Source organism: Pseudorhodobacter wandonensis, assembly GCF_001202035.1.
GTDB classification, from domain to species: domain Bacteria; phylum Pseudomonadota; class Alphaproteobacteria; order Rhodobacterales; family Rhodobacteraceae; genus Pseudorhodobacter; species Pseudorhodobacter wandonensis.
Window position 1 is genome coordinate 21,919 of the sequence record NZ_LGHT01000022.1, and the last position, 7,387, is coordinate 29,305.

Consider the following 7,387-nt stretch of genomic DNA (forward strand, 5'->3'; position numbering starts at 1 on the left):
CTAGACCAGATGACAGGAGATATCGTTCAAAAAAATTGGCAATAGAGGTGGTTCGGTTGACCTGAACAGGTTCCGGGCGTTTTCTAAGTGGATTTCCGCCTTGGTTAAGCCGCTACCGCTTCGGGAATCGGCAGGTTTAAGGAGGCCTGATCGGGGGTTCTCCCATCAAGCGACGAATGTGGACGGGCCGTTGTAGACCGTCAGATATTGGCCAATATACCGTTGCCTTAATCGACAACGCAACCTTAAGAAGACGGTGCCAACTTTGCCGTTACAAGCGAAGCCGACCGACTCAGCGGTAAGGACTCGTCCGAAAACCGCCTACACTCAGCCTTAATCGAGTTTCAGCCAGAAACCTTTGATTTCAGATCTCTATGGCAACATAAGTCACATAGAACCCCTTGATCATCCGATGTTCCTGCATCCGCTCGCCCAAAGAGAACCCGTTCGTTTTGCGCGGTGTAGGCTGGTAGATATCCAATCCACGGTCCAGCACCATCTTCCAGCCGGTATCAGTGCTGATGTCGCGTGCATGCATGGTTCCCGTGCCATCAAAGGCCCATGTGAAATCGACCCCGGTGTCGGTGCATGCCTCTGTGATCCCGTCCAGACATTCCCGCTGTTCCTGGATGTTGCCATCGTCCGGTGCTGTGATGAGATGCACGGCTAATTGATCTTCTGGGGCCTTGCGGCGGATCAGCATTTCTATGAATTCCATTACGTTCCGGGCTTGGTGGAATCGACGGATGTAAGGATCGGTTATAGTGATCCGACTGGCGCCATCTGTCCAAGGCCCGAAAATCTTGTCAAAGCTGATCCCCTTGCGGTTCTCAGTAAAGACAATGTGTCCGGGCTTTGGGGAAAAGGCTTTGGGCCCTGCGTCGGATGCGCTTGGCACTGTGCCCATGTCACTTTCTGCCACGTTTGCTGCCGGATTTTGCGGCACCTCCGGCCGATCGGGCAGGATGACATCGTCCTCGTCGCCAGTCGGCCTGCGATGATAGAACTGAGGGAACTCTTCTTCCTCAAGAGTGGTGACGTTCCGCTTGGCGCCATCCATCCCGACATAGTGAAAATCCGCCTTCTCAAACGTGCTGTCGATGCGAAGGAGCTGATCTTTCAACCGTTTGCGGCATTCGATAGCGAGACGCAGCAGTTCCTCAACCTCGGCTTCGGTTTCCCCACCATTTGGGAAAATCAACTTCAGCAAGCCTGACATTGTCTTGTCGATTGCGGCACGGTCGCGGATATGGGTTTGGACTGGCACGGTGAAATAGCGACTGGGCCTGTTCGAGAAATCCTCAGCCCTCAGATGCCGCAGGATCTCGGCGAGGTAATCGACGATAAAACCGTAGCCCGAAGTGAACATCTGCCCCCGGATGATGTCGACCTCCCAGCCCGGCAGATAGGCATGCAGACGGTCAATGAAAGCGCTGTCGTGGAACTGGGGCGGCAAGGCCTCGAACAGGTCGCTGTTCTTCAGCATCCATGGCACGTTGTGATCGGTATTACCGACAAAAGCAAAGCTGGCCTCAGCCCCCATCGGGTTGACCCCGCGTGAGAACTGCTTGTTCGCCATGTAATTCTTCATGATGTCGACCAGCGCCTTGTTCGCGGTCTTTTCCCGCCCGGCGAACTCATCAAAGGCCACGACATCCCAAAAGCCGACGAGACCGATCCGGCCATTTGAATTGTTGACGAACAACTTCGGCACCGTAATTTCCCCGCCCGAGATCAGTTGACCATGGGGGGAGAATTCCGAATAGATGTGCGATTTGCCCGTCCCCTTGGGGCCAAGCTCAATGATGTTGTAGTTGCGTTCGACGAATGGGATCAGGCGCATCAGCTGCAACAGCTTGGAACGGCGGCCAAAGGCCTCCGGGTCGAACCCGATGCTCTGCATCAGAAGGTCGATCCATTCTTCGGTGGTAAAGTGATCGCGGGTTTGGCGGTATCCCTCATAATCGACACGCGCGATCTGAATGGGCTTCAACGTATCAATGATCCAAGGCGAGATCCGGTTGTCATCGGAAAACTCATATTGCACGTCGGCAATGCACCAGACGCCGGTGACCAGCAGCTTGGGGTGCGCCTTGACCGTGGCGGCATCAATCGCGACTCGCTTGATTCCGAGGCTTTCAAAGACCGCTTCATATGCGTCGGTCTTTTCATTCAAGGCGACGCTGACCTGATCGATAACCTTGTAGCGTCCCTTTTCCTTGATCGTTGACTGAACCAATCCTGCTTCGGAACGGTGAACATAGTGTTTGCGCAGGATGTCCTTGACCGTCTCGATGCCTGTCGCGATCGAGGCCTCGTCGTCCGTCGCACAATACTGGCCAAGTAGATATTCCAGCACGTAGGTTGGGACGATGGCACTGCCTTTCACCGCCTTCACGAGATCCTTACGGACCACGAAGCCAGCGAAGTGTTCATTAATTTTGTCGTCAAGGGCTGTCATTGACACCTCAGAAGTCAAAGTCGGTGTTGATACCGCGCTTCATCAGCAAGGGCTGAACAGCATGGTCCTCAAAATGGCTGGTCTTGCCGATGCGCGAGCGCAGTTTCAGAAAGACCGTCTGATTGTTGTAGGCGTCTGCCGCGCGCGTCAGCAGAAAGCTTCTCGGCATTTCACGTTCTCGCGGATTGTCCGAGGTAAAATCGAAGACAAGCTCCGCCTCATCCGAGATAACAGAGCTGTCACCCGCAAAGATCGCCGCTGATACCTGTCTCGGTTGCTGTTTCTCGGTGACCGGTTCTGTCTGATATAGTGTGACCTGTATCTGCCCTGTGGTGATCTGCGCCCGCCCTGGCGGCACAATTTGCACTGACACCTGCCCAACATCCTCTTTGCGCTGTTTGCCGACCCGCAAGATCGGTAGGACAATCTCCTGCAAGCTGGCTCCGCCATGGACGAACCGGCTGCCCGAACCCTTAACACGAAGTCGGTTGATCGAGTTCGGGATCAGAACATCTTGCTCGCCCGTCAGGCCAAGTTGAGCGGCGGTGAATTTTTTCATCCCGCCGTTCGAGCTAAGCCCACGCCCGATGACAAACCGGCGATTACGGCAGGAGATGTCTCCATCTGGTTCGGCCAAGGCAAAGCTGCTCTCATCAAGCGCACGGTGTTGCCAGAGGAACCCATGATCGGCTGTGATCAGGATGTTCGAGAAATTGGCCGAGGTCAGTTTGCGCACCAGCTTGACCAGATCCTCAACGGCGGTTTCAGCAGCGGCTGGGACAAACTCTTCGGACACCAGCTTGTCGCCTGTTGCGTCGATCTGGTTGTGGTAAAGATAGAGAATGTCGTTGTCGCGAAAGAGTTCTTTCCCCTCGGCAGTTCCGAGGTTCATGAAATCCTTGGCTGACACAACTTTTGCCCGGTCGCCCTCACGGCCCGAGCTCAGCACCTTTTCCCGTGCGGCGGCCCCAACCGTGCTCTCGCCGTCGAGCAGAACCTGATCGCTGTCGTCGCGGAAGGCCACCTGTCGATGCGGCAGCAGCGCGGCCATGCCAAGCTGCGTATAACTGGGCAAGGATGAGATCATCGGCTTCAGGTCGGCATCAAACCGGTTCAGCTTACGGATCTCACGAAGAGCCTCTTCGGCGACCTCGTAGCGCAGAGCGTCTGAGATGATGACGACAACCTTCTGATCCTTGCGCCGGAACTCTGCCGCCTGGTCCTGATAGAAATCCATCTGGCGCGGATAACCCGGCACCGTCCAATCCGTCAGCTTGGTGACGTGATCCTGCCAGGCATCGTTGAGCTTCAGCACAAAATTCGTGGTGTAGCGGTTCTCCACTGCCTCATAGAGCGCCGACAGCAACCCGGCCTGCCCGCTCTTCTGCATATGGTAGATGAACTTGCGGTAAAGCTGATCCAGACGGAACCAGCTCGCGCTATAGCGCTTCACGCCATCCGATACGCTGGTCATCGTCAGATTGGCCTCGGCCAGCGCCTGCTGGAACTCGGTGGCGTAGCCGATGGCCTGATAGACATCCTTGTAGGTTTGATACCAATGGCTTTGCCGTCGTTCGCGCACCCATTTCAGCACATCGCCAGCCGCAAGGCTCTGCTTCGCCAGACCATCCACGATAGAGATGATGATGCGACGGTCGACCTCCTCGAAATGGTCATGCGGCATCAGGCTACGGAAATCGCGCGATTGCAGGTCGTCGCGGATCTTCAGCAGGTCCTGATAGGAGCCTGACAGCCTCTCAAACGCTTCGCCCCAACGGCGAGAGGCGCTCCAGCGGCGGAACATGATCGCGGCCTCGGCGTTCAGCGCTGCAGCCTCGCCCATGGCCCGGCCCCATGCGCTTGCGAACAGCGTGATGGCGAAATCCTGAAAATCCGGCTCGGCCGAGGTATAGCCATAGCGCGCGCCGATCTCTTTCCACAGGAACGCGGTCAGCCCCACCCGCTCGATCAGGCGCAGGGCATCGTCGCGCTCCTCGGCCAACTCGCCCAGCAGACACTCGATCACCGTGTCCAGATCGCCATCGGCTTCGGCGCAGACGGCCAACATCTTGCGGCGGACGTCCTGCTCGGTCTGCGAGGGGCGCTCGCGCTCCATCTCGGCCACCCGCGCCAGACGCTTGGCGGAGCGGTAGAAGTCCACGTGGTCGCGCACGGCGGCCTCGAACCTCGCGGGGATGCCCAGTTCCGCAACCCAGATCGCCACCTGATCGGCACGGAACACCGCCGTCGCCAGTTGCACATCCAGCAACCAGTTATCCGTCATCGCAGGCTCGGGGCCTTCCTTGTAGAGCAAAAACCGCCGCCTAGGCTCCTGCCGCAGCATCCGGTATTTCAACCCGAACTCGTTGTTCGCGATCTCGACCTTGGTCACATCGGGCAGATCCACGGCCTCGAACGCCTCGCGCAGGTCGCGGGCGGCGTCATACCAGAACACGATGCGGTGGCCCTGATCCTCGTATAGCCGCAGCAGGCCCGCGGTGATGCGGTCAGTCATCCGCGGCCTCCAGCCCCTTGATCGGCTTCAGCGCGCCCTCGAACAGCGGATAGTTCTGCTTGACCCCGTCATCCAGATCAATCGCGATCTTTGCCTGCGCCATGGGATAGACGACATCGCGCTCCCACGCGGTCAGCTCTTCGATCTGCTTGATCACCGCGCCCACGTCCTTCAGCGCCTTGGTGCGCTGGCCGGGGGTGGCGGTGGGGTCGTCGGCCAGCTTTTCCAGCCGGGCGCGTTCATTCTCCAGCTTGCCGATGTAATCGCGCAGATATTGGTTCAGCACGACCGACACGGTGTCGGGGCGATAGCGGTGCATATAGATCAGCGCGGCAAAGCTGCCCTTGGGGCTGGCGAACATCCAGTAGATCGGGCGCTTTTTATAGCGGCGCACGTGGTAGTCATAGAAGTCCTTGGTGAACCATTTGCGCAGATCCTTGCCAAGGGCGGCTTCGACAAAGGCGAGGTTTTCGCGAAACTTCGCCTCGCCGAAGGTGATGCGGATAAAGTCGCGGGCGCGGCCAACGATGTCATCGGCGAACCAGTCACCGTCGAGCACGGGGATGACGTTGTCGGCGTCGGGCATGAAACTCTGTTCCGGGATGCGGGCGAGGTAATCCTCCAGCGTCTCGCCTTGATTGGCGAGGATCAGGCCGGGCGCATCAAGGCTGTAGCGGCCGAACATGCAGCCCACGGCATAGTGCAGGAACTCGGCCATGGTGTCGGCGCGCAGGCGGGTTTCGTTGGCCTCAACGTCGTTCTTTACGCCATAGCGATAGGCGGGGTTGCAGGTGAGGGTGATTTCCTCCAGCGACACCTCGGGGGTCAGTTCTTCCTGCAGACCATAGGCGTCGATGAAGATGCGGTTGTTCTCTTCCTCCAGCCGCTGCATTTCGTCCGTCATGGACTGCCAATAGGCGCGGAGGGTGGCGTAGCTGTTCTCCAGCGTCTCGCCGCGATGATCGGGCGAGAGCAGCGGGAGCGTGGTGAAATCCCAGGAGGTTTCGTAGGCGTCCCAGTCGGCACGAGACAGGCCAATTGCCTTGTTGAACAAGGTATTCAAACTGGCTGACCTCGGTTCGATCTTCTCAGATGCAAAAGGTAGAATGCCAACGCTTGAAGACACAAAATGGAGCGTAGGGTTTGATATCGAAATCAAATGATCTCCAACACATGATGACAGGAAGCATAGGAAAGGTGCTGGCGCCACGTCGAAAAGAGATGGTGCCTCCACATTGAAAATTGCGTTGCTTTCCAAAACTCTCGCACTGAACTTAGAGCTGGTTGTGTGGGACCAAGTAATTCCGCTGGTAAAATAGCGATCTGTATTCTTGATGATCCGAGTGGGAGAGCCGTAAAGGTTTGCCGCGAATTCGTATAGCTCCGCCCCATCATTATGCCAATTTAGCACAAATTCATTATTCCCATACCACTTCCTGAATGGCCCGCCCTTTTTATGCGGGAACCACTTCTTGCCACTTTCCTTCGCAACTGCTCTACTACTCGAGTTGAAGCTGCTCGCGGCACTTGAGACCTCAAACCATTGCCGCAGAAAGCGGTTATTATCGCTGGTTTGAAGTCCCGAGCCGGTGGCTCCAAAGTCTTCAATTTTGGGATTCTCGGAAAACGCCTCATAGGTTGAATCTGTCAGGTAGTAGTGTTGATTGTCATTGAGAACTGACCCGGCATTTTCATCGAGATCTGACCCACCCAGCCGTTATGATCTGCTGGTTATGATGGCGTCAATGCTGTTGCCTCCTTTCGCTTTTTCTTCGCTGTTTCGGAGCTGGCCTTGAAGCGGTAGCTGTCATTGCCGGTCTCGAGGATGTGGCAGCGATGTGTGAGACGATCGAGCAGTGCTGTGGTCATTTTGGCATCGCCAAAGACGCTGGCCCATTCACTGAAGCTCAGGTTGGTGGTGATGATGACGCTGGTGCGTTCATACAGCTTGCTCAGAAGATGGAAGAGCAACGCGCCGCCGGAGGCGCTGAACGGCAGATATCCCAGCTCATCCAGGATCACCAAGTCGGTTTTGACCAGCGCCTCAGCGATCTTCCCGGCCTTGCCTTGGGCCTTTTCCTGCTCCAGTGCGTTGACCAGTTCAACCGTCGAGAAGAAGCGGACGCGCTTACGGTGATGCTCGATGGCCTGAATGCCAAGGGCGGTTGCAACATGCGATTTCCCTGTTCCCGGACCTCCGATCAGCACCACATTCTCGGCCGCGTCCATGAACTCACAACGATGGAGTTGTCTGACTAAGGCTTCACGGATCTCGCTGGCGGCAAAGTCGAAGCCGGAAAGGTCCTTGTAAGCCGGAAAGCGGGCCGCCTTCATGTGATAGGCGATAGAGCGCACCTCGCGCTCGGCCATTTCCGCCTTGAGCAGTTGCGACAGGATCGGCATGGCGGCTT

General features: G+C 57.0%; 4 protein-coding genes. All 4 read right to left on the bottom strand.

Translation table 11 applies throughout. The features are described from left to right. Positions 1-364: 364 nt before the first annotated feature. Positions 365-2,461 (bottom strand): BREX system Lon protease-like protein BrxL, encoded by a 2,097-nt coding sequence (gene brxL / locus AKU79_RS03070; RefSeq protein WP_050522120.1) that lies wholly within the window; start codon positions 2,459-2,461, stop codon positions 365-367. Positions 2,462-2,468: 7 nt separating this feature from the next. Then, positions 2,469-4,976 carry a BREX-1 system phosphatase PglZ type A gene (pglZ, locus tag AKU79_RS03075; protein ID WP_050522121.1) on the bottom strand — a complete coding sequence of 836 codons (2,508 nt, stop codon included), beginning with the start codon at positions 4,974-4,976 and terminating at the stop codon, positions 2,469-2,471. Further along, a complete protein-coding gene (pglX, locus tag AKU79_RS19190; protein ID WP_156209436.1) occupies positions 4,969-6,690 on the bottom strand; it encodes a BREX-1 system adenine-specific DNA-methyltransferase PglX in 1,722 nt (573 codons plus the stop codon). The genes pglZ and pglX overlap by 8 nt, the downstream gene beginning before the upstream one ends. 17 nt (positions 6,691-6,707) lie before the next feature. Next, the coding region (gene istB, locus AKU79_RS03085) for an IS21-like element helper ATPase IstB (protein WP_050522123.1) at positions 6,708-7,387 on the bottom strand (680 nt) is incomplete at its 5' end.